We start from the raw sequence: 20602 nt of genomic DNA on the forward strand, positions 1-20602 counted from the left end.
TGCAGCTATCGTAGCGCAAGCCCCACGCAAAAGGAAACCCACCATGGCTATTCAGTATCTCAAGCACGGCCGCAGCGCCGAAGACTCCTCGCAGGATGCCGCGAAGGTGCGTGACGTCGTCACCGGCATCCTCGCGGACGTCGCCAAGCGCGGCGACGAAGCCGTCGCCGCGCTCTCGCAGAAGTTCGACAACTGGTCGCCGGAACGCTTCCGTCTCTCGGAAGAGGAGATCGGGGCATGCGTGCGCAGCCTGTCGCAAGGCCAACTGGACGACATCAAGTTCGCGCAGGCGCAAGTGCGCAACTTCGCGAAGGCACAGCGCGATTCGATCCACGACATCGAAGTGGAAACGATGCCCGGCGTCGTGCTCGGACACAAGAACATGCCGGTGGACAGCGTCGCGTGCTACGTGCCTGGCGGGAAATTTCCGCTCGTGGCATCGGCGCATATGGGCGTGGTGACGGCCAAGGTGGCGGGCGTCTCGCGCATTCTCGCCGCGTCGCCGCCGGTGCAGGGCAGGCCGAACCCGGCGGTCATCACGGCCATGCATCTCGGCGGCGCCGACGAGATCTATACCTTCGGCGGCGTGCAGGCGATCGCCGCGATGGCGCTCGGCACGCAGAGCATCGACTCCGTGTCGATGATCGTCGGCCCCGGCAACGCGTTCGTGGCCGAGGCCAAGCGGCAGTTGTTCGGGCGCATCGGCATCGATCTGATTGCGGGTCCGTCGGAGACTCTCGTGATCGCGGACGACAGCGTGGATGCGGAAATGTGCGCCACGGACCTGCTCGGTCAGGCCGAGCATGGCTTCAACACGCCGGCCATTCTGCTGACCAACTCGATGCAACTTGCACGCGACACCATCGCTGAAGTCGAACGGTTGCTCACGATCCTGCCGACGGCCAATACGGCCGGCGTCTCGTGGCGCGATTACGGCGCGGTGATCGTCACCGATACCATCGACGAGATGGTGGAAGAGGCCGACCGCATTGCTTCGGAACACGTTCAGGTCATGACGCGCGATCCGGATTACTTCCTCGCTAACATGAAGAATTATGGCGCGCTGTTCCTCGGTCCGCGTACCAACGTCGCATATGGCGACAAGGTGATCGGCACCAATCACACGTTGCCGACCGGCAAGTCGGCCCGTTATACGGGCGGCTTGTGGGTGGGCAAGTTCATCAAGACCTGCACATACCAAAAGGTACTGACGGACGAGGCGAGCGCGAAGATCGGCGCGTACTGCTCCCGGCTCTGCGCGATCGAGGGCATGATCGCGCACGGTGAACAGGCGAACATTCGCGTGCGCCGCTACGGTTATCAGGATGTGCCGTACGGTTCCGCCGTGCCGGGCTGACGCATGATGAACCTCCCCACGTTTGCGGGCTTCAAGCTCGACGGCAAGACCGCGCTCGTGACGGGCGCGGGACGGGGTATCGGCCTCGCGGCCGCGACCGCCCTCGCCCAGGCGGGCGCGCACGTCTTGCTCGCAGCGCGTTCCCGCGATCAACTGGACGTTGCCTGCGAGGCGATCCGTGCCAGCGGCGGTGCTTGCGATGCCGTTGAGCTCGACGTGACGCAGCCCGCCTGGGTGAAAGAAGTCGTTGCATCGCGCGGGCCGTTCAATATCCTCGTCAACAGCGCGGGCATGAACCGGCCGAAGCCGCTCGTCGACGTGAACGACGAGGACATCGACGCGATCATGGCGCTCAACGTCAAGGCGGCCTTCTATCTTTCGCGCGCAGTCGCCAAAGGGCTGCTGGAAGCGAAGCAGATCGGGTCCTTCATTCACGTTTCATCGCAGATGGGTCATGTCGGCAGTCCTGGGCGCACGGTGTACTGCGCGACCAAGCATGCGATCGAAGGCATGACCCGTGCGCTCGCCTGGGAACTGGGTCCGCATGGCATACGCATCAATACGGTGTGTCCCACGTTCATCGAAACCGCTTTCACTACGCAGATGTTCGAAGCGCCCGGCTTTAGAGACTGGGTGACATCCAAGATCGCGCTGGGTCGCGTCGGACGTATCGAGGACGTCATGGGAGCTATCGTCTTTCTGGCGGGCGATGCGTCGTCCCTGATGACGGGCAGTGCGCTGATGCTCGACGGCGGATGGACCGCCGCGTGACTTCCGGAACACGCTTTCAGGCAATACGAGGCTTACCATGAACAAGGGACATATCGATACGAGCAAACCCGTTGCGATCGTCGGAGCAGGGCTGGTGGGCGCGGGCTGGGCGATCGCCTTCGCGCGCGCGGGGCTCGCCGTGCGCGTGTACGACGCGAACGCGCGCATCGCGGAAGCGGCCATTCCCTGGGCGACCGGTCAGTTGCGCGCGCTTCACGCTCATGGACTGATTGACGAATCGCCTGAGACGGTCGCAGGCCGCCTTCAAATGGTGGATTCGCTCGAAGCTGCGATCAGCGACGCGGCCTACGTTCAGGAATCCGTCCTCGAGCGTCTGGACGTCAAGCGCAAACTGATGACGGATATCGATGCGGTCGCGGACGCCGATGTGATCATCGGCAGTTCGAGTTCGGGTATGCCGGCGTCGGCATTTTCCTGCGACCTGACGATTTCGCCGCGCGTGATCATCGCTCATCCGGTCAATCCGCCTTATCTCGTCCCGGTGGTCGAACTCGTGCCGTCCACGCAAACGGTCGCCGAGACCACGGCATTCGTGGAAAAGCTGATGGTCGGGATAGGGCAAAGCGTGGTTCGTGTGCGCAAGGAGATCGAGGGCTTCGTGCTCAACCGACTTCAGGCGGCGTTGCTCAGAGAGGCGTGGGCATTGCAGCGCGACGGGGTGGCGAGTTGCGAGGACATCGACAAGACCGTGAGAGACGGGCTCGGCTGGCGATGGTCGTTCATGGGACCGTTCGAAACGATCGATCTGAACGCGCCCGAAGGTGTTGCCGACTATGCGCGCCGGCTCGGCCCGCTTTATTACTCCATTGCGAAGTCCCGAGTGGATGACGGACCGTGGGATCCCGAGTTGATCGCGCGCGTCGAACATGACCGTCGGCAGCATTTGCCCGCGGACGAACTGGCTGCCCGGCGGAACTGGCGAGATGCAAAGCTGATGGAATTCGCGGCGCGGCAAGTCGAATCGGGCGAATCGTGATGGCGGTCGAGAAAGGCTTGCAAAGCGCGCGATCGTCCGCCTGCGAGTCGCGAGATCGCCACCGTTAGTATGCTCTCCGCTTTACTCCGGCGGTTTCTCAGGCGGATCAACATGAACGTGGGCGTGACGGCAAGCCGTTTGCTGCGGAGCACTCAGTTGCTAGCTGATTGCTTGGACGAAGACGCAGCCCGTCGCGCTCACGAAGCTTTTGACCGGCGGCTTGCCGTTGCGCCGGGAAGCCGACCCGCGGACACGGGAGTGCACAGGGGACTTTTCACTTGCAGCGGTGAGAGGTCAGCTTACGTAGTGACCCTAATCGAATCAGATACTTCGAATTGCAGTCCGCAGCGGCATCACAACGAAGAAGCGCTTTCACCTCAGGCGTCGGCCGCAAGCCGTTATGTGATCAATTCTAGGTGGCGCGCGCCGTCCGGCACCGCGTCGACGACGAGCCGGCGATCGAACGTCGCGAGCGTGCCACGGTGCGCGCGCGAGAGCGCGAGCAGGTAGGTATCGGTCACCTGATCGGTCGCAAGGATCCGGCTCGCATCGACGTGTTGTGCATCGAGCAGGCTCACGTCGTCAGCCCAAAACTGGTGGCTGGGATGCGCCCGCAACTGCGCGATGAGTGGTGCGACAGCTGCCGGCGTCTCGAGCGTGTTGGGGTAACGCGGATTGCCGATGATGCGCAGCACGCCGTTTTCGGTCAGCGGACAGGTTGCCCAAGCTGCGTGCCCGACCTGGCCAAACCATGCGTGCGCGGCCTCATGCTGCACATGGCCAGCGTCGAATAGTGCGATCAGTACGTTGACGTCAAGCAGATAGGCCATCAGGGCGTCTCGTCGCGCATCTGATTGACGAGATCGAGCGTTACCGGGCGCGCCGCGCGCGTGTTCGGCAGGACCGGCAGTCCATTGCGCATCGTTGGGGCGGCCCCTACCGGCTGCAGCGCCGCCCGCGCGAGCGTCGACAAAACGCGACCGATCGAGACGTGCTCGCGCTCGGCGCGGGCGCGTACGACGGCCATCACGTCGTCGTCGATATCAAGGGTTGTCCGCACGGGTCCTCCAGGTCATCACGCTGCAAACACCCAATTATAGTCAGACCGCATCAAACATCAAGCATCGCGCATCAAGTGCGGGCGTTCCCGAACCCAAGTTTTCCCAAAGGGCGCCGATGCTAAGCGGAACGCTGATTGTCGATGCGAGCTCGACCACGGGCGTCATTTGAGTTGACATACAGCGATTTTAGCGCACTTCCATTAGGATACCATAGTAAAAGATCAAATATTTTTAACCGCGTTGCGATCACGAACACGGACCCGCGTCCGCCGAAAACGACTTTAGCCTCGTCCGGACCGACGTCCTTCGACTTACGGTGAGGATGTAGCCAATGTTTCTAAGGCGCGTCGTCGCCGCGCTCATGTTGTAAGTTCAACAACAATAAGATGTCTTCTCAGACCTTGTGCGTCGGGATATTTGTAAACGGAGCTAAGGCTTGAGGTGTCGGCGCCGCCGTCGATATGAGCTGCGCGGTTTCCTGCATCATCGGGATGAGACGCGTCACCGCTCGTTTGAGCGTCCACTTGCCGGCAAGCACGGACATCTGCAATGCTGCGCCGACGCGATGTCCCGAATCGAAGATCGGCACAGCGAGTGCGAGATCGCCGCGAAAGTACTCCTCATTGCAATACGCGAAGCCGCGTTCGCGCGACTGGCGCAATTCGTCCATCAGGATATCGATATCCGTGATCGTGTTCGGCGTGTACTTGACGCGCTCGCACGCGAGCAGCTGTTCGCGCGCCTGATCTTCGTCGAGCGCGGATAAATACGCGCGCCCCGCTGACGAACAGTAGATCGGAATGCGTCGCCCGACCGGCATGTGCACGAGCAGTCGCATCAGACTGGGAAAGCGGCCGATATAAATCATGTCGGTGCCTGCCGGCTCCGCGAAGTTCACCGTTTCCCCCGAATTGCGGTTGAGTTCCAGCAGGAACGGATTCGCGCGGCTCAACAACGAATGCGATTCGAGATACCGGCAGCCGAGCTCCAGCGTGCGCGACGACAGCGAATAGCGCTTCGTCACCGGATCCTTGACGAGCAGGCCGAGCGCTTCGAGCGTGAAGGTGAAGCGTTGCGTCGCGCTCTTCGAAATGCCCGCGAGCGCCGCGATTTCCGGCAGATTCAGCGCGCGATTGTCCGGACCGAAGACGTTGAGCACGTTGATGCCGCTTGCGAGCGACTGCACGTAGAGCGTCGATTCCTCGGGCGATGAATCGGCCGGTCCTTGGCCTTGAATGGTGTTCGTCATGGGGAAGAATACATTGAAAGGCAATTCCAACGTATTGAAGCACAATATCCTCGCGAACGCGACGCCGCCGCCGCTACAGGCCGGCGAAGCGGGGCTTATTTTCGGGAAAACCCCTAAGCTCAAGGGATATCGTCGAGCGATTAGCTTGTTGACGCCGCAAAAATGGACGGTTATAACAAATATAAACGCGATACAGACGCATCGTTTAGCGATACAAGTTGAGGCAAAAACGAGGCGCGTCGCCCATCATCCAAAAGGGGGATTCCATGTTGAAAAAGCTGAATGTATTGATGGCGGGCGTCGTGTGTGCCGCCTCGTTGTCGGTGGCGCATGCGGAGCCCGCGCCGTTGCGCGTCGGCGCAACGCCTACAGCCGTGCCGTTCAACTTCCTCGATCCGAAGACCAACACGCTGCGCGGCGCGATGATCGACATCGCCGATGCCGTCGGCAAGGAAGCGGGCTACAAGACGAACGTCGCTCCGATTCCGTTCGCGTCGCTGGTGCCGTCGCTACAGACGGACAAGATCGACCTAATTTCGTCGGCATTCGCGAAGACGCCGCAGCGTGCGCAAGTCGTCGACTTCACGCAGATCGTCGTCGAATATGGCGAAGGGCTGATCGTGCCCGAAGGCGACAAGACCAACTACACGAACCTGTCCGAGCTGAAAGGCAAGACGGTCGGCGTGCAAATCGGCACGTTGTATGTCGATCCACTGAAGGCCACGCCCGGCGTCAAGGAAGTGAAGATGTACGACACCATGGCCGATCTCGTGCGCGACGTGAAGCTGCATCGTCTCGATGCCGCCATCGGCGACGGCCCTGTCATCGCGTATCAGGTGCGCACGCAAGGTGTGAGCGGAGTGCGCTATGTCGAGAGCTACAAGCCGTCGCTGCCCACGAACATCGCGCTGGCCGTGCGCAAGGGCGACGACGCGCATCGCACGCAGCTCGACGCCGCCATCACCAAGCTCAAGGCCGACGGCACCATCGACGCGATCCTGAAGAAGTGGAACGTCACTCACTAACCCGCAACGACTGATTGCGCAACGCAGGATACGCCGATGTTCGAATCATTCGCGAGCGATGCGATCGAATTCGCGCCCGTGCTCATGCAGGGCGTGCTGACGACCATCGCCATTACCGCCGCCGCGCTCGTGATCGCCACGCTGCTCGGCCTCTTCTGGGCGCTGTTGCGCGTGAGTGGCGTCGCACCGCTCGCGCATGCGAGCCGCGTGTTGACGAACGTGCTGCGCGGCGTGCCGATCATTGTCATCTTGTTCTACATGTACTTCGTCATGCCGGACATCGGCGTAGGTCTCACGGCGTTCCAAGCGGGCGCGCTGGGCCTGGGCATCGCGTATTCGTCGTATATGGCGGAGGTGTTTCGCGCGGGCATCGACGCCGTGGATTCCGGGCAGTACGAAGCGGCGCAAGCCATCGGCATGTCGCGGCTCAAGCTGATGCGCCGCGTGGTGTTGCCGCAGGCGTTTCGCATCGCGTTGCCGCCGTATGGCAACAACGCCGTGATGATGCTAAAGGACTCGTCGCAGACCGCGGTCATCACGGTCGTCGAGTTGTCGATGCAAAGCAAGCTGATCGCATCGGCGACGTTCAAGAGCGCCACGATTTTCACGCTCGTCGCACTCATCTATCTCGTGATGAGCTTGCCGATGATGTACGGCATCGGCCGGCTTGAACGGCGCTTCGGGAAAGGCAAATGATCAAGATCGAGAGTCTCCGTAAATCATACGGCGCGCATGTCGTGCTGCAGGACATCAACGCGGAAATCAGGAAGGGCGAAGTCGTGTGCCTGATCGGGCCGTCGGGCTCGGGCAAGTCAACGCTTCTGCGCTGCATCAACGGACTGGAGCAGCATGACGGCGGCCGCATCACGATCGATGGCGTTCCCGTCGATGCGAAAAGCCGTCAGATCAACGCGATCCGTCAGCGCGTCTCGATGGTGTTTCAGCGTTTCAATCTGTTCCCGCATCGCACGGCGCTCGAAAACGTGATGGAAGGTCCCGTTCACGTGAAGGGCGAGAGCGTCGCGCAAGCCACGGCGCGCGCGAAAGACCTGCTCGCGTCGGTGGGGCTCGCGGAAAAGACGCAGCATTATCCGCGGCAGTTGTCGGGGGGGCAGCAACAGCGCGTTGCGATCGCGCGGGCGCTCGCCATGGAGCCCGAAGCGATTCTCTTCGATGAGCCCACGTCCGCGCTCGATCCCGAACTCGTCGGCGAAGTGCTCTCGGTGATGCGCGCGCTCGCGAACAAAGGCATGACGATGGTCGTCGTCACGCACGAAATGGACTTCGCGCGCAGCGTGTCGGATCGCACGTTGTTTCTCGATGGCGGACGTATCGCCGAACAAGGGCCGTCGCGCGACGTGCTCACGCAGCCTAAGAACGAGCGCGTGCGCGACTTTCTCAAGCGCGTTACGCACGCGGAGTCGCTGACATCATGAAGCGCGACGCATTCGAACCGGCCAGCACGCTGTGGTCGCGCACGGCGGCGGCGCGCAGTCCCGCGAAGACGCTCGGCGAAGACATCGAGGTCGATGTCGCCGTGATCGGCGGCGGCTTCACGGGTTTGTCGGCGGCTTACCATCTCGCGGATTCCGGACGGCAGGTTGCGCTGTTCGAAGCGTTCGAAGTCGGGCATCGCGCCTCGGGGCGAAACGGCGGGCAAGTCGTGCCGGGCTTCAAGCCGACGCCGGCCGCGCTCATCGATCGCTTCGGCCGCGACGTCGCCGGGCGGATGACGCGCTTCGCATACGGCAACGCCGACTATCTGTTCGATCTCGTCTCCGCATTGCAGATCGATTGCGCCGCGACGCGCACCGGCTGGATTCAGGGCGCGTTCTCGCAGGCGTCGGTCGGCTATCTCGAGCGGCGCGCGCGCGAGATTAACGCGCACGGCGGCGATGTCGAATTCCTTTCCGCCGACGCCATGTTCGAGGCAACGGGCTCGCGCTTCTGGCCCGCCGGTCTCGTCGAACGGCGCGCGGGCGCGGTGCATCCGCTCGCGTACGCGCGCGGACTCGCGCGCGCGGCGTCCCAGAGCGGCGTCGCGTTCTACGAGCATTCGCCGGTCGATGACATCCGCGAGCATCGCGGCGGCGTCACGCTGCGCGTCAGCGGCCATACGGTGCGCGCGAGGCGGGTCGTCATCGCAACGGACGCTTATACCGGGCAGCTGTGGTCATCGGTGGCGCAATCGTATGTGACCGTCGCGAGCGCGCAGATCGCGACCGAGCCGCTGCCCGCGCCGCTGCAACAGGCGCTGATGCCGCGCCGCGCGGGCATCTCCGAAACGCGCAAGATCACCTACTACTGCCGCATAGATCCGGAAGGCCGCTTCGTGATCGGCGGACGCGGACGCGCGGCGGATCACATCGATCCCGCGACGGAGCAGCAGCTCCGCGCCGCGGCCATCGCGCGCTTTCCGCAGCTCGAAGGCATGCGCTGGGCGCATCGCTGGGCGTGCCGCGTCGGCATGACCGTCGATGATCTGCCGCGCGTGCACGAGCTCGCGCCGGGGATCTGGACCGCCTACGGTTATTGCGGACGCGGCGTCGCGATGGCGACCGCGCTGGGCCGCGTGCTCTCGGACGCGGTCAACGGCGTGCCCGCCGGCGAACTCGATTTTCCGATGACGCCGGTGAGCCGCATCCCGTTTTATCCCGCGCGCCAGCTCGGCGCCGCGCTCGCGATCAGCTGGTACAGGCTGCGCGATGCGCTCGGCCATCCCGCGTGAAGCGCGGCGTCCATCGCACTCAAAACAGGACATGAACACAATGGCAGAGGCGCTCGATCCGGTGGATGTGGCCATCGTCGGCGGCGGAATCATCGGCGTCAGCACGGCTTACTGGCTCGCGAAAGCGGGCGTGCGCACGGCGCTCTTCGAGAAGGGCACGCTCGCGTGCGAGCAGTCGTCGCGCAACTGGGGATGGGTGCGCACGCTGTCGCGCGACATGCCGGAAGTGCCGCTCGCGCTGCTCGCGAATCGCCGGTGGCGCGAGATTCAGGAACAGGTCGATGTCGGTTATCGGCAGAACGGCTTGCTGTATCTGCAGGAGAACGAGCGCGATGCGAGCGATCACGCGCGCTGGTTCGAAAGCGCGAAAATCTACGGCGCGGAGGCCGAATTCCTGACGAAGCGCGACGCGCAGCGGTTGCTGCCCCAAAGCGCGCGCGCATGGACGGGCGCGATGCACAGCGCAAGCTGCGGCGTCGCCGAACCGACGCAGGCGACGGCCGGCATCGCGGCGCTCGCGCGTCAGGCGGGCGCGACGATCGTCGAAAATTGCGCGGTGCGCGGCATCGAAAGCAGCGCGGGGCGCGTGAGCGCGGTCGTCACGGAGACGGGGCGCGTGCGTGCGCAGAACGTGCTGGTCGCGGCGGGCGCGTGGTCGCGTCTGTTTTGCGGCAACTTCGGCGTCGAGTTTCCGCAACTGAAAGTGCGCGGCTCGGTACTACGCACGGCGCCGTTCGACGCAGGCATGTCGGTGTCGATCAACGCCAAGGACTTCACGTGCCGCAAGCGCGCGGACGGCGGCTATACGGTGTCGCAGTTTTCCGCGTCGCTCGGCGAGCTCGTTCCGGACAGCTTCCGGTTGATGAACAAGTTCCTTCGTCCGTGGATCGCGAACCGGTCGATCGTGCGCGTGCGCCTGAATCAGCGTTTCCTCGAGGAATGGAAGATCCCGAGGCGCTTTCCGTCCGAGCGCGAATCGCCGTTCGAGCGCTGCCGGATGCTCGATCCGCTTCCGTACGCAAAGGGCATCGATCAGGCGTGGACGCGCTTGCGGGAAAGCTTTCCCGTGTTCAACGGCGCGCGCATCGCGCAATCGTGGGGCGGTTACATCGATGTGACGCCCGATGCCATGCCGGTCATCGGGCCGCTTCACGATGTGCCGGGGCTTTATCTGGCCTCGGGCTTTTCGGGGCACGGTTTCGGCATCGGACCGTCGGTCGGTGAGTGCGTTGCGGCGCTGATCCGCGGCGACAAACCGCCGGTCGATCTCGAGCCTTTCCGTCTTGCTCGATACGCTTAAGTGGTATTCAGGCGCGCCTCTTTTCAGCAGACTTCCCCCTTCCTCCCGCCCTGCACCATTTGCTCTTACGTCGCCGAACTCGGGGACCTGGTTGACTTGCGGCAACTCGACCAAGGAAATTGGGATGCGCTTTGGCACGACTGGCGCGAGGCTACACAAGCCGTTTATTGATCTACAATAATTCCTATTGGACCATTGACGGAGCCTAAACATGGTGGCAGAGACCAGGACGTTGACGGCACAAGTGCCCGTCGAACTTGCTCAGGAAGTAGATGCGTTGTCCGAGCGTCTTGAGCGGCCCCGCCAGTGGATCATCAAGAAGGCGCTGGTGCAGTTCCTTACTCGCGAGGCAGAGAAGCGACGCCTGATTCAGGAAGGTCTGGATGACGTCACCGCGGGCCGTCTGATCTCGATGGACGAAGCTCGTGCATGGGCAAATAGCCTGGGCGCGGACAACGAACTGCCGGCACCGAAGGCGTGAGCGTCAAAGTCCTCCCGACCAGCAAAGCGATGTCCGATTTGAGCGCGATCGCGGCGCATGTGAAGAAATACAACGACGCCGCCATCGGCAAGCTCGCCGCGATTGAAGCGGCACACGAGTCACTTCAGGAGCAGTTGAAGACGCTGCGCGGAACGACGCGCTCCCCGACGCGGCGCATGCCCGCCGCAGACTCCGCTCCGCCCGTCAGGCGAGCGGCCCGAAAGGCAGCCGTTGGCAAAACGTCGAGAGCGAAAGCTCGCACGTAGATAATGACCGCGTAGGCGCCAGAGAGTGGCGAGCAGTTCACGGCCGGCCGGTGCGTCTGTCGCGCCGACGGTCTAAAGAAGCAAACGGATGAGAAGATCAGCAGAGAACAAGTTGCGGGTCGTGGCGGTGCGCATCGACCCCGTCATCGAACAGCGGTTGCGCGTCCTGGCCGAGGCCACGGGGCGCAAGCAATCCTTCTTCTTGCAGCGGATGATCGAGGGAGGCCTCGACGCGATGGAAGAAATCTGGCTGTCGCCGGACACCCTGGCCAAGGTTCGAAAGGGCGATTTGCCCGAGCTGCTGTCCACACACAGCACGACCTCGGATCTGTTCGACCTGGATGCGGTCGATCTGCCTCATAGCAGCCGCGGTTCCGCGTCGTCGTAGCGGTTCGGTAAGATCGCGTTCGTTTTCAATAGAGAGGGAGAGACGCCAATGAACAAGCAGGAACTGATTGACGCGGTTGCGTCGCAGTCGGGGACGAGCAAGACCGCCGCCGAAGAGGCGATCAATGCGGTGTTTGAGACGATTTCGAAAACGGTGGCTGCAGGCGACACCGTTCAGCTGATCGGCTTTGGATCGTTCGGGACCGGCGAACGCGCCGCGCGGAACGGGCGCAATCCGCAGACCGGTGAGGCCATTGATATCGCCGCGGCCAAGACGGTAAAGTTCACCGCCGGGAAAGGCTTCAAAGACGCCGTCAATCAGGCGTGAGCGCAGCAACGATCGGGTGGCGCGCGACGGCCGCAGGCGGGTGGTTTGCCGTCGCATCACTCGTTCGACGGGTCCCGACCTAATCAGAAAAGCTGAGTCTCGAGCGGTATGAGGTTCACCCATTTCACCGCGGTGCGGCGCTCCTGTCCGTCCGGGTGAATGGAGCGAATCATGACGCGTTGCGCGCGGGCTTCGCCCAGAACTTCCGCGATCCGGCCTTCATAGCGCACCAGGGTGCCGCGCGCCGGCTTGCGTTTGAGTTTCGTGCGACGAGGCAGAGCGGACATTTCCTGACGGGCTGACATGCGATGATGCGATTATCGCCTGTCCTCACACCACGGCAGGTTTTTTCGTTCATTCCCATGCGAGAGTGTCAATCATGCGCCGCATAGCCGTCCGTCACTCGCCGATTCATGGTCGTGGTGTGTTCGCCGCGGCGACTATCTCCGTCGGTGATGCAATCCTCGAGTACAAAGGCGAGATCATCTCGGCGAAAGAGGCACAGCGCCGGTATGAGCGGTCCACCGCGGAAGACGGACACACCTTCTTCTTCGGGCTCGACGACGGGCGCATGATCGATGGCGCACAAGGCGGCAACTCCGCGCGCTGGATTAATCACAGTTGCGCGCCTAACTGTGAAGCCGAACAGGAGGGCGACCGGATCTTCATCCGGGCGACACGCAAGATTGAAGAGGGCGCAGAGGTCTTCATCGACTACGCGCTCGACGTCGAAGGGCGCCGAACGGCGGCGCTCAAGCGCCTTTACGCATGTCGGTGCGGCGCTCGCCGCTGTCGCGGCACGATGCTCGATGCGCGTCGGTAGCGCACTTATTGTGAGGCGCACCTGGCGCACGGTGATCCGTGAAATGACCGTCGAAACGGAACGGCAACTGCTTTCCCGGCGCACGGAAATGAATTAGCCTGATCGCTCTTCATCGACGACATTCCCGAGTGCGACGACGATGCAGCAAAGCATGCAACAACTCGATATATTTGCCGACAGCCGCGACGTGGTACTGCGCAACGACGTCGTGGAGCAATTGCAGCGTCGCCATGCGGGGGGCGCGCGCGCCTCACTGACGCAGCTCGCCAGTGAATACCCTGCAGACAGCGCGCTGCCTGCGATGACGGTGCTTGTTCGCGAACTCGAGAACGAGTCAAGCCTTCCACTGGCCGACCACACGGAGCTAACCGCAGTCCGCCGACACCTTGAGGATGAAGTGACGCCTGCCGCCCAACGGGTGATGCCTGCACAGGACGCTCATGCATGGTCGACACCGTGCTGGCGCTCGCTCGCCGAGCGCGCTGCACCGCTGGTCTTTTGCAGGAGCCACACCGAAAGTCACGCCGCGCCGCTATGGCTCCGCGCAGGGGACTGGGCGGCAGCCACTGACGCCGTCAACACGATCGAATCGTGGTGGCGCATCCCGTCGCCACTCGCCTGGATGACCGAAGCGCGCTATCGAGGGGCCGGTCTCGATGCGGCGTGGCCGCTGTTAGTGGAAATGGCGTGGCTGGCACCGTCACGATTCGCCGCATTGATTGCCAGGCTTCGGGACGCTTTGCTGGATGTGCTGCGTCGGCGCTTCGATGCTGAGTTTCCCGGCACAGGCGAAATCGAGGACTATGTTTGGTTTCCGGCCTGGCTACTCGTTGTCAAGCCAGCGCTCGCGGGTCGGCTGGGGGAGGCGCGCGTGCAGCGAGAGCTACCTGCGTCGCGTGCCACGGCCTTGCTCGGGGAGATTTTGCGTCGCGAACATGAAGGCGACCAGCACGAATTGGTGAGCTTACGCGAAGAACTCAGCTGGCTGCATACGGGCCTGTTTGACGCATACATGGCAACACGGAAAGTGCAGCATCGATGACCGCATCCGCTCGCTTCACCGGCATGACCTTCACTTGCGAGCCAGCGGCCTTCGTAACAGGTGAGTTCGCTGACTTTCGTACCGTGCTGCCTTCGGCTGGATCTCGAAGCGCCTCCGACGAACTGCCTTTGTCCGCCCGCCGAGCGACCATCACCCGCGCGGCGCGGACAGCGGGCGCTGCGCGTAAAATACGAGGTCAGCCGCACACATGGGAACGGACTTGAACCGGTGCCAGCCAGCGAACGGTTCGAGGTCCGCTAGGATAGGCAATAAATGGCGGTAGAAAATTAGAGAGACTCGGGTGTACGGGATGGCCGCGTGCGGCGAAGTGTAGCGAGAAAGAGGCGTGAGGTGTGCGACGGTCGTTCATCGCGTATGCTTTCCAGCTTTGTGCACACTCAACATTGACGACCGATTGGCTCGCTCCCCCTCCAAAGAGACGCGTGGAAACAAAAAAGATGACCGATGTGCTCGTGCCTGAAGGCGCCTACAGGGGCACGCTCAGCGATGTGGTCGCGCTCCTGGAAGACGGCCGGGGTGCCGCAGCGCGGAGCATCAATGCACTGATGACTGCGACCTATTGGTTGGTCGGCCGTCGGATTATCGAATCGGAGCAGGGCGGGCAGGGGCGAGCTGAGTATGGGCAGGCGCTCTTGCAACGCCTGTCAGCGGATCTGACGAAGCAGTTTGGAAGGGGCTTCGGCGCTGACAATCTGGAACTGATGCGCCTCTTCTACCAGAGCTATCCGCCGAGCGAGATTACCGAATCGGTGATTCGGAAATCTACGACCCGCGCCTCGCGAACAAAATCCGAATCACCGATTCGGAAATTCTCGCTCCAGCAGTTGGCTGAACGTTTTCCATTGTCCTGGACCCATTACGTGCGACTAATGCGACGGACGCGATCGCCGGAAGAGCGGTCGTTCTACGAAGGCGAAGCGCTGCGTGGTGGATGGAGCGTGAGACAGCTCGAACGCCAGATCGGCAGTCAGTTTTACACCCGCACGTTGATGTCCAACGATAAGCGCGCAATGCTCGCCAAGGGCGCCGTCGCAGCTCCGGGCGACACGATGAAGCCCGAAGAAGCGATCAAAGACCCTTACGTTCTCGAGTTCCTTGACTTGAAGGACGAGTATTCGGAAAGCGACCTTGAGGACGCCCTCATCCACCGGCTCGAGGACTTCTTGCTTGAGCTGGGCGGCGACTTCACGTTCGTAGGGCGGCAGCGGCGATTGCGCATCGGAGACAGCTGGTTTCGTGTAGATCTGCTCTTCTTCCATCGACGACTGCGCTGTCTCGTAATCATCGATCTCAAACTGACCGAGCTGAATCATGCGGATGTCGGGCAGATGCACATGTACTGTAATTACGCGAAGGAACACTGGACACTGCCGGGCGAAAACCCGCCAGTCGGCCTGATCCTTTGTGCAAGAACCAACGAAGCGATCGCACGCTATGCGCTCGACGGCCTGCCCAACAAGGTGCTTGCCGCCGAGTACCACACAGTGCTTCCCGACGAAAAATTGCTCGCGGAGGAGTTGGCGAAAACGCGTAGGGAATGGGAAGCGCAACATCCCGTTTTGCTCGACGGAGGCGATCGCTCTCCGGACTGACAGACCGATAGCAGAGTTGTCACCTGCTCGCTGCTCCCCAACGCATTAGTCGTTGGTCTCTTGGTCGGCCTAGCGCCACCGATCCGAAAACGCTCATCCGCGCGGCGCGCGATTACGAGGCGACGCAGGCGCAGTTTGCGATGGAGTGTGCCCTGTCCGCGCTGCATTGATGGAGGCCGGCTACGGCTACGAAATCCCGGTAATTGACGTCGTCGATGCCTAGATGCCCTCGTTGCCGCGGCGCTCGCGGGTCGGGTTCCGAAGGCAGCGGTGGACGATTGCGTGCGACGCCTGATTCGCAATGCGGATTCGCTGGTGGGGCGAGCGTTGCACACGCGCATGGAAGCCGCCGCCGGGCCCTGAAAAAGAGGAAGGGTATCGGCCGATGCAGCGCTTGCGCTGCTCACGCCTTCGCGTGAGTCCGGCATGGCCCCATCGTTCACAGCCAAGGCCCCAAGGCCGGTTACGCGCCCGCATCCTTCCTTGACTTCTCGAGAGCCTCGATACGCTGGTCTCAATGGATCAGGAGATGCACAGCGTATGAAGACAATCGCAGTTGACCGAAAACATCACGTCCCCGCTACTTCGCCTGGCGTGCTCAAGCGGACCTCCCTGGAAGCTGACCGTGAACTCGCTCATTTACGGGAAGTGGTGACGGCAGTACGTACAGCATCAGCTCCCTTGCCGATAAGCGTTCGTTACTGGCAGGCACGCCTCCATGAGCTTCGCATCGCCTACGCGTTGCTTCCCGTCCAAGTTGCCCGGCTGTCTGCACTTGAGCTTGACGTCGAAGAGCTCGCACAGAAACAGGTGGACGTCGGCGCGAGCGACGAACTCCGCGTGGCGTAGATTCGTGGCGCCCATTGCGTTACTACAAAAATCGATATGTAGTACATATGAGTACGATCGCTGGACTACCGAATGGACTCGCTCCGACGACGCTAGTCGCCAGTGGCAAGCCACCGCCATTAAATGCAAGCGTGATAATAGTAATTATCACGCTTGAAAGATTTGTAATATAAGTCTCGGGCACCGTGGAACTGACTCCCGAGGCCTCCACTGCCACCCTTGAGCGCCGCGCGCACAATCCACGTGTATCCAGCATCGCCGGAGGCGACGACCATGAAAGGAGCCGAGAACCAGAAGAGATCCCGGGGCGCAAGCGTCGGTGCATCCTGGAGGGCGGCGACACAGCAGTTTTCAACCTGCGGACTGTCGGGGGCCCGCGTCGACGCCATTGCCACGGCCGCGGATAGCAACGAGCGGATGCTCTATTACTACTTCCAAAGCAAGGAAGGCCTGTACGTCGCAGCCCTCGAGACGATGTATGCGGAATTCGCGCGTCATGAGGTGAGCCTTGACCTCGCGGGACTGCAGCCTGCCGCCGCGATACGAACGCTTGCGCTTTCATCTGGGATTACTTGCGGGCGAATCCGAGGTGGTTGAAGCTCATCAACGACGAAAATCTGCGTGAAGGGCGATAGCTCAAGCGGTCGCCGAAACTGACCGAGGCGATTTCGCCCGTGATCGACTTGGTGCCCGCGACTTTGGCGCGCGGGGCAGCCACTGGGGATTTGCGGGCCCGATGTGGACGCGCTGGGTTTCCACGTCACGCTGGCCGCAATGGGTTACTGCCGGTTTCCAATCGGTTCACCCTGAAAGCGTTTGTCGGACGGGACTACACCGAACCGTCGGTCATCGAGGCGGTGACTGAGTTGCAAGTCAAGAGATGCTGATTGCATATTTGCAGCCGGCGTCGCCAGGCGCATCGCCTTGCGCTTCGCGTCTTCCCCGGAAGTTATTGCCGCGCCGACGCGTGATCGACGGACGACCGACCGGTCCGATACTGCCGACGAGTTCGCGCGCTGCTTCGCGATCGCTTCGCGGGCCTTGACCGGCGAGGCTGTCGAGATCGGCGCCGCGATGACGGTCAAGTTCTCCACCGGTAAGGCCTTCACGGCGCGGTCAACGCGTCTTGACGTCTCGAGACTTCAGGCGTGGGCGAATGCACGCGGCCGGATCAAAACAACTGGCTCTCAAGCGGAAGCAGATTGGCCAGTTTGACGGCCGTCAGTCGCTCGCGCCCATCGGGATGAATCGAGCGGATCATGACGCGCTGACCGCGCGCTTCACCTAAAATCTCGACGATGCGATCGCGGTAATGCGCCAGCGTGCCGCGTGACGGTTTTCGCTTCGTGCGAAGGCGAGTCGATGAGGGCATAAGCGAGCGGTAGCATGTGTCGCTCCGATTATGCCAAGCTTTCGCCTGCCGCGCGTATCCGTCGACGCACACCGGCACACCGACAACTAGGCCTATGGTGAAGTCGCATGCCAGCACATAAATGGACTTTCGCGCCTCGCTTCAGACGCTCGGCGTTCGGGTGGAGATCGGCGCTGCCGATCCAGCGTATCAAAGAAGCGATATCTGAAATCCGTTCTGCCGCACGCGTCGCCCCAGTGCTGGGCGCAGAGGGCGCAGTCCTGCTGCTCGAAAAATTGTCGCCTGCACTCGAGCAGGTTGACAGTTCCTCGGGCGCTCTGGGCAGCGCCGTCAATCGCGCAATCGATGTGCTGGTGCCGGTGATCGCCGCGGCCGACGTGCCGCAAGCGGTGCGGGACCGCTGGTTAGAACGGCTGTTCAAAGCGTTACAAGAGGATCAGATGCCGTACATCGAGAGTCTGGGCGAACACTGGGGCACATTATGTGTCACGCCCGAGCTCGCTTCTCGATGGGCAGACCAATTATTGCCGCTTACCCGGCAAGTTGTGCAGGCGGACGAGTACGGATTTTTCGTCGGGACCATACCGTGTTTGAGCGCATTACACGCGGCCGGTCGCTTCGATGAGGTGCTGGAGCTTGTCAGTCATGTCAGTCATGACCGACTCAAACTCTGGTGGTATCGCCGGTGGGCGGTCGAGTCCCTCGTTTCGCTCGGCCGCCCCGGCGACGCGGTCAGTCTGGCGGAATCGAGCCGTGGACTCAACGCCCCGGAAGGCGACATCGCCCGGCGTTGCGAGGCGATTCTTCTTGACTGTGGGATGGCCGAGGAGGCTTATCAGCGCTACGCGCTCGCTGCCAATCGGGCAGGGACCTACCTTGCGACCTTTCGGGCAATCGCAAAGAAGTATCCCGATCGTGCGCCGCAAAGCATTCTTGCCGATCTCATTGAATCGGAGCCTGGCTCGCTAGGCAAATGGTTCGCCGCAGCGAAAGACGCGGGTTTGCTGGATATTGCGCTTTCGCTTGCGAAGAATCACCCGACAGACCCGAAAACGCTCACGCGCGCGGCGCGCGATTTTGCAGTGAAGCAGCCGTCATTCGCAATGGCCTGCGGACTGTTCGCTTTGCGATGGATGGATGCCGGCTACGGTTACGAGATAGCGCCTATCGATGTGCTCGACGCTTACGACGCGACGGTCAAGGCCGCGGCGGCAGCGGGCGTTCCGGCGCCGGACGTGCAGGCTCGTGTGCGACAACTCGTCGGAGCGCCTTCCTCGCTTATCGCGAAGGTGCTCGCAACAACACTGGCCTGACCTCCGCACTGCGGACGCGACGAACCGGGCGGCTGCATTGAAGCCGACGCGCGACCCAGTCAGAGCATTACTGCTTTGTGCAGTAGCTCGAGTGCCGTCAACTCGTCTAACCGACCGGTGCGCGCTTTGCCCGCCAGCGTCTTGAGCAGCGCTTCCGCTATTGGCGAGATACCATCCAGACTCTGCAGACTTGTTGCCGAGGCCGGTGGAAACTCAGCGTTCGCGAGTGCGCGTGCCGGTACGCGGTCACCGTCGTCTTCCACGGCGTGTGCATCGGTTGTCGCGGGTTGTTCAGTCTCGTTCGTCGCGAAGGCCCCCGCCATCTTTACACTACGGATCTGAGGCTCGGTTAGAATCGGGGCCTGTTCACTCTCCGGGGTAGCCGACGGCGTCTCGCTTGCCCGCGGAGTAGGAGCCGATACGTTCAGTGCGCCGGCGTCAACGGTGGCTGCGCGAGACGCTTGCTCTTGAGCGCTCGCGCGAGCGCGTGACGCGGGCGCGAGTAAAACTGAGACGGACTCGGGAATTTCCGCTTCGGAACGCGGCTGGTCCAACCAGCCAGTTGGCAAACCAAGCCGCTCCGTAAAGCGGTTCGCCTCTGCCTCGTCCATGCGCTTCTTGCCGTGCAGTCGATGCGCCATGTTGGATCCGGTCATACCCATGACGAGACCGAGCTTGGCTTTCGATCCGTTGCGCCCGGTGAGCACATGAAGATTCGCGCGTCGGATGCTCTCGACCGTGGCGCCATCGTGGAGGCTCAATTGTTGGGGCGATGCTGCTTCGATTGTTGCGCGTCGACCGGAAGCGGTTTTTGCAGCGGCTTTGCCGGTTGTCTGCTTGCCCAGTTGAGCTTGACCGGTCTTCGCATTGCTATGCGGGTTCTTCGCTTTCTGAGATGGCATTTTTGCATCCTCGGACGCACCGTCCGCAACAAACAACTGTTCTTGTGTGACTGGAACGGCCGGTGCCGATGCCGTCAGCGTCTTGGCGTCGTCGTCCACGTCGTCGTCCGTTCGAACAAACTCGAGGGGCGATTTCAAGCGAGCAATGAGTTCCGGCGAAAGGGCAGGGTAGGGCTGATCGAAAAACCCATGAGGCAGACCGAGCGCGGTCTCCATGTGGAAGGCAGTCTCGGGCGTGAATCTTTCGCCCTTCGTAAGCTCCGCGACACGCGATAGAGTGGAATCCAGCGCCAACGCGATATTCTCAGCGCCGACCGCATTGACCAAAAAGTGAAACGACCGCGTCTTGATGATGGAGGCCGTCGCAGCGGGCTCTTTAGAAGGCGGCTGAGAGGACGTACGGTTGCGGGAGGAGAAATTGGGTTTAGACAGGTGATGAGGCTGCCGGCTGTTCGCCTTTTCTCGGTACCCCGCATTTCGCCCGCGGGTCTGACTCATAGCTTTAGCTCCAGTGCGGCGCGTTGACTTTTCACTCCAGATTATAAGCGAGGGATGGTCAGCTGCCGCAATGCGAAAAGCTGCTGGAAACCCGTCTCGACAGCCGATAGCGCAGCGTCATGATGGTGGTCGCGTCCTCGGCCTTATGCGAAGCTTTCCATAAGGCCGATTATGCCAAGTCGTTGATTATGGAAAGTAGCAGGCCGGAACTCGCCCCGAGATCTGATGGAAAGCGGCAAG

The 20602-nt window shown here is 62.1% G+C and carries 24 protein-coding genes; 18 read left to right on the forward strand and 6 right to left on the reverse strand.

What is annotated here, in order from left to right; all coding sequences use genetic code 11:
- Nucleotides 1-43 precede the first annotated feature (43 nt).
- From hisD to AWB66_RS26805, 3 genes are read left to right on the forward strand one after another with little or no spacing between them, the layout of a single operon-like run.
- The gene (gene hisD / locus AWB66_RS26795; RefSeq protein ID WP_087633112.1) at nt 44-1357 is read left to right on the forward strand and encodes a histidinol dehydrogenase; all 1314 of its coding nucleotides are present in this window, start codon (nt 44-46) and stop codon (nt 1355-1357) included.
- A gap of 3 nt (nt 1358-1360) precedes the next feature.
- Nucleotides 1361-2128, forward strand: a complete 768-nt coding sequence (locus tag AWB66_RS26800) for an SDR family NAD(P)-dependent oxidoreductase (protein ID WP_087633113.1) — start codon at nt 1361-1363, stop codon at nt 2126-2128.
- 37 nt (nt 2129-2165) lie between these two features.
- Nucleotides 2166-3125: a 3-hydroxyacyl-CoA dehydrogenase gene (locus AWB66_RS26805; RefSeq protein WP_087633114.1), complete on the forward strand. Its 960-nt coding sequence runs from the start codon at nt 2166-2168 to the stop codon at nt 3123-3125.
- Nucleotides 3126-3523: 398 nt separating this feature from the next.
- Here AWB66_RS26805 and AWB66_RS26810 read toward each other — a convergent pair whose 3' ends face one another.
- The 3 genes from AWB66_RS26810 to AWB66_RS26820 form a co-directional block, all read right to left on the reverse strand.
- On the reverse strand, nt 3524-3955 hold the full coding sequence (locus AWB66_RS26810) for a TA system VapC family ribonuclease toxin (RefSeq protein ID WP_087633115.1): 432 nt from the start codon (nt 3953-3955) through the stop codon (nt 3524-3526).
- On the reverse strand, nt 3955-4185 hold the full coding sequence (locus AWB66_RS26815) for a CopG family transcriptional regulator (RefSeq protein ID WP_087633116.1): 231 nt from the start codon (nt 4183-4185) through the stop codon (nt 3955-3957). Before AWB66_RS26815 ends, AWB66_RS26810 begins: the two co-directional genes overlap by 1 nt.
- Before the next feature lie 395 nt (nt 4186-4580).
- A complete protein-coding gene (locus AWB66_RS26820) occupies nt 4581-5435 on the reverse strand; it encodes an IclR family transcriptional regulator (RefSeq protein ID WP_087633117.1) in 855 nt (284 codons plus the stop codon).
- 266 nt (nt 5436-5701) lie between these two features.
- On the opposite strand from AWB66_RS26820, the gene AWB66_RS26825 reads away from it, so the two are divergent.
- The 8 genes from AWB66_RS26825 (at nt 5702) to AWB66_RS26870 (ending at nt 11950) form a co-directional block, all read left to right on the forward strand.
- Nucleotides 5702-6460: a substrate-binding periplasmic protein gene (locus AWB66_RS26825; RefSeq protein ID WP_087633118.1), complete on the forward strand. Its 759-nt coding sequence runs from the start codon at nt 5702-5704 to the stop codon at nt 6458-6460.
- A 36-nt stretch (nt 6461-6496) separates the two neighbouring features.
- Nucleotides 6497-7156: an amino acid ABC transporter permease gene (locus AWB66_RS26830; protein ID WP_087633119.1), complete on the forward strand. Its 660-nt coding sequence runs from the start codon at nt 6497-6499 to the stop codon at nt 7154-7156.
- Nucleotides 7153-7896, forward strand: a complete 744-nt coding sequence (locus AWB66_RS26835; RefSeq protein WP_087633120.1) for an amino acid ABC transporter ATP-binding protein — start codon at nt 7153-7155, stop codon at nt 7894-7896. The genes AWB66_RS26830 and AWB66_RS26835 overlap by 4 nt, the downstream gene beginning before the upstream one ends.
- Nucleotides 7893-9188 carry an NAD(P)/FAD-dependent oxidoreductase gene (locus tag AWB66_RS26840; protein ID WP_087633121.1) on the forward strand — a complete coding sequence of 432 codons (1296 nt, stop codon included), beginning with the start codon at nt 7893-7895 and terminating at the stop codon, nt 9186-9188. Before AWB66_RS26835 ends, AWB66_RS26840 begins: the two co-directional genes overlap by 4 nt.
- A 31-nt stretch (nt 9189-9219) precedes the next feature.
- Nucleotides 9220-10488 (forward strand): NAD(P)/FAD-dependent oxidoreductase, encoded by a 1269-nt coding sequence (locus AWB66_RS26845; RefSeq protein ID WP_087633122.1) that lies wholly within the window; start codon nt 9220-9222, stop codon nt 10486-10488.
- A 211-nt stretch (nt 10489-10699) separates the two neighbouring features.
- On the forward strand, nt 10700-10969 hold the full coding sequence (locus AWB66_RS26855) for a CopG family ribbon-helix-helix protein (RefSeq protein ID WP_087633123.1): 270 nt from the start codon (nt 10700-10702) through the stop codon (nt 10967-10969).
- Between the two features lie 354 nt (nt 10970-11323).
- Nucleotides 11324-11623: a hypothetical protein gene (locus AWB66_RS26865; protein WP_062643499.1), complete on the forward strand. Its 300-nt coding sequence runs from the start codon at nt 11324-11326 to the stop codon at nt 11621-11623.
- Nucleotides 11624-11671: 48 nt separating this feature from the next.
- Nucleotides 11672-11950 (forward strand): HU family DNA-binding protein, encoded by a 279-nt coding sequence (locus tag AWB66_RS26870; protein WP_087633125.1) that lies wholly within the window; start codon nt 11672-11674, stop codon nt 11948-11950.
- An 83-nt stretch (nt 11951-12033) separates the two neighbouring features.
- Here the strand turns inward: AWB66_RS26870 and AWB66_RS26875 are convergent, their stop codons facing one another.
- The gene (locus AWB66_RS26875; RefSeq protein ID WP_235021246.1) at nt 12034-12255 is read right to left on the reverse strand and encodes a hypothetical protein; all 222 of its coding nucleotides are present in this window, start codon (nt 12253-12255) and stop codon (nt 12034-12036) included.
- Between the two features lie 74 nt (nt 12256-12329).
- Between AWB66_RS26875 and AWB66_RS26880 the strand changes: the two genes are divergently transcribed.
- The 6 genes from AWB66_RS26880 to AWB66_RS35135 all read left to right on the forward strand — a co-directional run bounded on the left by AWB66_RS26880 (nt 12330) and on the right by AWB66_RS35135 (nt 17164).
- Nucleotides 12330-12773, forward strand: a complete 444-nt coding sequence (locus tag AWB66_RS26880; RefSeq protein ID WP_062643501.1) for an SET domain-containing protein — start codon at nt 12330-12332, stop codon at nt 12771-12773.
- A gap of 151 nt (nt 12774-12924) precedes the next feature.
- Complete coding sequence (locus AWB66_RS26885; RefSeq protein ID WP_087633130.1) at nt 12925-13815, forward strand: hypothetical protein; 891 nt, start codon at nt 12925-12927, stop codon at nt 13813-13815.
- A 458-nt stretch (nt 13816-14273) separates the two neighbouring features.
- The gene (locus AWB66_RS26890; RefSeq protein ID WP_200819072.1) at nt 14274-15428 is read left to right on the forward strand and encodes a PDDEXK nuclease domain-containing protein; all 1155 of its coding nucleotides are present in this window, start codon (nt 14274-14276) and stop codon (nt 15426-15428) included.
- Nucleotides 15429-15968: 540 nt separating this feature from the next.
- On the forward strand, nt 15969-16277 hold the full coding sequence (locus AWB66_RS26895) for a hypothetical protein (RefSeq protein WP_087633127.1): 309 nt from the start codon (nt 15969-15971) through the stop codon (nt 16275-16277).
- A 273-nt stretch (nt 16278-16550) separates the two neighbouring features.
- Entirely contained in the window at nt 16551-16874 is a 324-nt protein-coding gene (locus tag AWB66_RS34530) for a TetR/AcrR family transcriptional regulator (RefSeq protein ID WP_235021247.1), read from the forward strand.
- 89 nt (nt 16875-16963) lie between these two features.
- The gene (locus tag AWB66_RS35135; protein WP_407642331.1) at nt 16964-17164 is read left to right on the forward strand and encodes a hypothetical protein; all 201 of its coding nucleotides are present in this window, start codon (nt 16964-16966) and stop codon (nt 17162-17164) included.
- Between the two features lie 284 nt (nt 17165-17448).
- Here AWB66_RS35135 and AWB66_RS26905 read toward each other — a convergent pair whose 3' ends face one another.
- A complete protein-coding gene (locus tag AWB66_RS26905; protein ID WP_062644630.1) occupies nt 17449-17649 on the reverse strand; it encodes a hypothetical protein in 201 nt (66 codons plus the stop codon).
- Nucleotides 17650-17756: 107 nt separating this feature from the next.
- Between AWB66_RS26905 and AWB66_RS26910 the strand changes: the two genes are divergently transcribed.
- The gene (locus tag AWB66_RS26910) at nt 17757-18962 is read left to right on the forward strand and encodes a hypothetical protein (RefSeq protein WP_087633128.1); all 1206 of its coding nucleotides are present in this window, start codon (nt 17757-17759) and stop codon (nt 18960-18962) included.
- A 59-nt stretch (nt 18963-19021) separates the two neighbouring features.
- Here AWB66_RS26910 and AWB66_RS26915 read toward each other — a convergent pair whose 3' ends face one another.
- Nucleotides 19022-20362, reverse strand: a complete 1341-nt coding sequence (locus AWB66_RS26915; protein WP_087633129.1) for a hypothetical protein — start codon at nt 20360-20362, stop codon at nt 19022-19024.
- Between the last annotated feature and the right edge of the window lie 240 nt (nt 20363-20602).

The sequence above is a fragment of the Caballeronia telluris genome, from assembly GCF_001544495.1.
Lineage (GTDB): Bacteria > Pseudomonadota > Gammaproteobacteria > Burkholderiales > Burkholderiaceae > Caballeronia > Caballeronia telluris.

Excerpts from the sequence above, each read along its gene's own strand:
- hisD (WP_087633112.1), top strand. The coding sequence starts at position 44 with ATGGCTATTCAGTATCTCAAGCACGGCCGCAGCGCCGAAGACTCCTCG.
- AWB66_RS26800 (WP_087633113.1), top strand. The coding sequence starts at position 1,361 with ATGATGAACCTCCCCACGTTTGCGGGCTTCAAGCTCGACGGCAAGACC.
- AWB66_RS26805 (WP_087633114.1), top strand. The coding sequence starts at position 2,166 with ATGAACAAGGGACATATCGATACGAGCAAACCCGTTGCGATCGTCGGA.
- AWB66_RS26810 (WP_087633115.1), bottom strand. The coding sequence starts at position 3,955 with ATGGCCTATCTGCTTGACGTCAACGTACTGATCGCACTATTCGACGCT.
- AWB66_RS26820 (WP_087633117.1), bottom strand. The coding sequence starts at position 5,435 with ATGACGAACACCATTCAAGGCCAAGGACCGGCCGATTCATCGCCCGAG.
- AWB66_RS26825 (WP_087633118.1), top strand. The coding sequence starts at position 5,702 with ATGTTGAAAAAGCTGAATGTATTGATGGCGGGCGTCGTGTGTGCCGCC.
- AWB66_RS26830 (WP_087633119.1), top strand. The coding sequence starts at position 6,497 with ATGTTCGAATCATTCGCGAGCGATGCGATCGAATTCGCGCCCGTGCTC.
- AWB66_RS26835 (WP_087633120.1), top strand. The coding sequence starts at position 7,153 with ATGATCAAGATCGAGAGTCTCCGTAAATCATACGGCGCGCATGTCGTG.
- AWB66_RS26840 (WP_087633121.1), top strand. The coding sequence starts at position 7,893 with ATGAAGCGCGACGCATTCGAACCGGCCAGCACGCTGTGGTCGCGCACG.
- AWB66_RS26845 (WP_087633122.1), top strand. The coding sequence starts at position 9,220 with ATGAACACAATGGCAGAGGCGCTCGATCCGGTGGATGTGGCCATCGTC.
- AWB66_RS26855 (WP_087633123.1), top strand. The coding sequence starts at position 10,700 with ATGGTGGCAGAGACCAGGACGTTGACGGCACAAGTGCCCGTCGAACTT.
- AWB66_RS26865 (WP_062643499.1), top strand. The coding sequence starts at position 11,324 with ATGAGAAGATCAGCAGAGAACAAGTTGCGGGTCGTGGCGGTGCGCATC.
- AWB66_RS26870 (WP_087633125.1), top strand. The coding sequence starts at position 11,672 with ATGAACAAGCAGGAACTGATTGACGCGGTTGCGTCGCAGTCGGGGACG.
- AWB66_RS26875 (WP_235021246.1), bottom strand. The coding sequence starts at position 12,255 with ATGTCAGCCCGTCAGGAAATGTCCGCTCTGCCTCGTCGCACGAAACTC.
- AWB66_RS26880 (WP_062643501.1), top strand. The coding sequence starts at position 12,330 with ATGCGCCGCATAGCCGTCCGTCACTCGCCGATTCATGGTCGTGGTGTG.
- AWB66_RS26885 (WP_087633130.1), top strand. The coding sequence starts at position 12,925 with ATGCAACAACTCGATATATTTGCCGACAGCCGCGACGTGGTACTGCGC.
- AWB66_RS26890 (WP_200819072.1), top strand. The coding sequence starts at position 14,274 with ATGACCGATGTGCTCGTGCCTGAAGGCGCCTACAGGGGCACGCTCAGC.
- AWB66_RS26895 (WP_087633127.1), top strand. The coding sequence starts at position 15,969 with ATGAAGACAATCGCAGTTGACCGAAAACATCACGTCCCCGCTACTTCG.
- AWB66_RS34530 (WP_235021247.1), top strand. The coding sequence starts at position 16,551 with ATGAAAGGAGCCGAGAACCAGAAGAGATCCCGGGGCGCAAGCGTCGGT.
- AWB66_RS26905 (WP_062644630.1), bottom strand. The coding sequence starts at position 17,649 with ATGCCCTCATCGACTCGCCTTCGCACGAAGCGAAAACCGTCACGCGGC.
- AWB66_RS26910 (WP_087633128.1), top strand. The coding sequence starts at position 17,757 with ATGCCAGCACATAAATGGACTTTCGCGCCTCGCTTCAGACGCTCGGCG.
- AWB66_RS26915 (WP_087633129.1), bottom strand. The coding sequence starts at position 20,362 with ATGAGTCAGACCCGCGGGCGAAATGCGGGGTACCGAGAAAAGGCGAAC.